Origin of the sequence: Kitasatospora sp. NPDC059812 (assembly GCF_042732075.1) — a bacterium.
GTDB lineage: Bacteria > Actinomycetota > Actinomycetes > Streptomycetales > Streptomycetaceae > Kitasatospora.
Genome location: NZ_JBHWIO010000184.1, coordinates 1 through 1,678, shown reverse-complemented (window position 1 = coordinate 1,678; position 1,678 = coordinate 1). Strand labels below are relative to the sequence as shown.

General features: G+C 75.3%; 2 protein-coding genes. Both read right to left on the bottom strand.

All coding sequences use genetic code 11. The annotated features are described in order from the left end of the window. Positions 1-173: 173 nt before the first annotated feature. Positions 174-833 (bottom strand): zinc ribbon domain-containing protein, encoded by a 660-nt coding sequence (locus ACFV6D_RS38830; protein ID WP_063350729.1) that lies wholly within the window; start codon positions 831-833, stop codon positions 174-176. 243 nt (positions 834-1,076) lie between these two features. Further along, complete coding sequence (locus ACFV6D_RS38825) at positions 1,077-1,325, bottom strand: hypothetical protein (protein ID WP_380563452.1); 249 nt, start codon at positions 1,323-1,325, stop codon at positions 1,077-1,079. Positions 1,326-1,678 lie beyond the last annotated feature (353 nt).

Below are 1,678 nucleotides of genomic sequence, written 5' to 3'. Positions count from 1 at the left end.
CTCCGCGCGGGGGGGGCTCTTTTTTTCCCCGGGGGGGCGGGGGGGATTTGGGGAGGGGGGGCGGTGGGCCCCCGCGGGGGTGCGCGGCGCGGGGGGGGCGGCGCGGGCGCCCGCGCCCGCCGGCCCGCCCCCCCCCCGTCGCGAGGTGCATGGGGTGCGTGGGGTGCGCGGGGTCAGCGCCTGGTGCCGCAGCCCGGGCAGAACGCCGCGCCCTCCGGGATGTCCTGGTGGCACTGGCCGCACTGGGTCGGCTGGGCGAGCCGGTGGCCGCAGCCCGGGCAGAACGGCGTGCCGTGCGTCTCCGCCGAGCACTGCGGGCAGACGAGCTGGCGCGGCGTCCGCACGTCGAACTCGGCGCCGGACTGTTGGCCCTGCTGGTAGGAGCGGTCGGACACCATGTCGTTGAGGCCGCGCCGCTGCGCCGCCATCGCCTCGGCCGCGGTGTCCGGGGCGCAGGTGTGGCACAGGCCCTGGCCCGGGTCGAAGCAGCGGCCGCAGACGTAGTGGGTGCAGCGGGCGCAGCGGTTGAAGTGCACCTGGGCGTTGGTGATCGCGCGCTGGAAGGCGGCGTCGCGCGCGTTGCCCCAGGTGTGGCCGGCCAGGCCGTCGGCGGCGTTGCTGATGGTGTTGGCGTTGCCGCCGATGAGGTTCCAGGCGGCGCTGACGCCCTTGCCGATCCAGCCCGCCACCTGGCCGGTGGTGAACGCCTCGAACGACGAGCGCCAGGTGTCGGAGCAGCGGTAGCAGGAGAACTCGAACTGGAAGCCCGCGCCGGTGCCGTGCTGCTCGCACAGGTCGCGGTAGTTGCTGCTGAAGTAGATCTCGGAACTCACGTCGTCCCCGGTCGATGAAGTGGCATGTCGGCGGCCCCGGGCCCCCCAAGGTGCCGGCACGGATGGGGCGGGTCACGGGGGCGCTGCACAGAATCGCACATGCCGTCATATTTTGTGAATCTCTTATGGACAACGCCTCTATGGACAACGCCTCGTGATCGCCGCACCGAGGGACGTCCGAACCCACCGGACCGGTTCCGATCAGGCTGGTACCGGTTCCGATCGGAACCGGCCGACGCCTCCTCAGAGCCCGGCGACCGGCAGCAGCAGGACCCGCGCCGGGTCGAACCGCTCCCAGCCGGCCGGCCGGCCGCTGCGGCTCACCCGCAACCGGCACCACCGCTGCCCGGCCGAGTCCTGCCACCAGCCGCTGATCCGCCCGGACGCCCAGGTGCCGCCGCCGAGGTCCACCTCGACCGGCTGGTACACCCACTGGACGTCCGGGTCCGCCGGCTCCCCGGCGGCCACAGGACTGCGCCGACTCTCCACCACGGTTCCGCCTCCCGACCCGGCCCCGACGCGCGGCCTCCCCGGTCGGGCGGCCACGCGACCAGGCGTGCAGCTCACCCCGGAAACTCTACAGGCGTGTAGAGAATCGCGGGAGGAGTTCCGCCGAAGCCCTCACCCGGCTCAGCGGCGACCCCGGCGCGCGCCGCGGCGGCGGCGCCACAGGGCGAACGGCACGACGGCGGCCAGCCCGAGCGCGTCCGGCGCCGACGGCGCCTCCACCGGCGCCGCCGCCCCCCCCGCCCCGCCGGGCCGCCCCATGCCGCACGGGTGCCGGTCGGGGCGGGGGGGCCCATACCGGTAGCGGCCCGCCGCGGAGAAAGCCCCGCCCCTACACG